The organism is Lentilactobacillus kisonensis DSM 19906 = JCM 15041 (genome assembly GCF_001434135.1).
GTDB lineage: Bacteria > Bacillota > Bacilli > Lactobacillales > Lactobacillaceae > Lentilactobacillus > Lentilactobacillus kisonensis.
In genome coordinates this window covers 1-369 of the sequence record NZ_AZEB01000101.1, presented here as the reverse complement: position 1 = coordinate 369, position 369 = coordinate 1, and the positions used below count along the sequence as shown (strand labels likewise).

1 protein-coding gene is annotated in these 369 nt (G+C 39.3%); it reads right to left on the bottom strand.

Going from position 1 to position 369, the window contains the following annotated elements; translation table 11 throughout:
* On the bottom strand, positions 1-295 hold a 295-nt coding region (locus FC98_RS13890), incomplete at its 3' end, for a transposase (RefSeq protein WP_162254978.1).
* Between the last annotated feature and the right edge of the window lie 74 nt (positions 296-369).

Here is a 369-nt window from a genome sequence, read left to right as displayed (position 1 = left end):
AACTGGGCACCACGTCAGGGTCACCGATTAACCATTTCATCGGAATGTTTTCCTCGGCCATTTGTTGAATTTTTCGTCCCGAAAACACTTTCCGTGAGTAGGCAAATAACATCATTTTGAGCATCATTAATGGTGAATATTGTGGTCGGCCAAAGGCTGACTCTTCGCCATAAACTAATTTATATGGAATAGTATCCACGAAAGCGCTAATGGCGCGGACAATGTGCGTTTCTGAAATTGAAATTTCCAATGGCAATGTTAAACTGGTCTGGTTATTGTTATAATGTTTATACATAGAGATTCACTCCTATCCTTGGGTTTTCGTCGATTTAAGAATAGCAGAGTTGAATTCTCTGTGCTACATAAAAT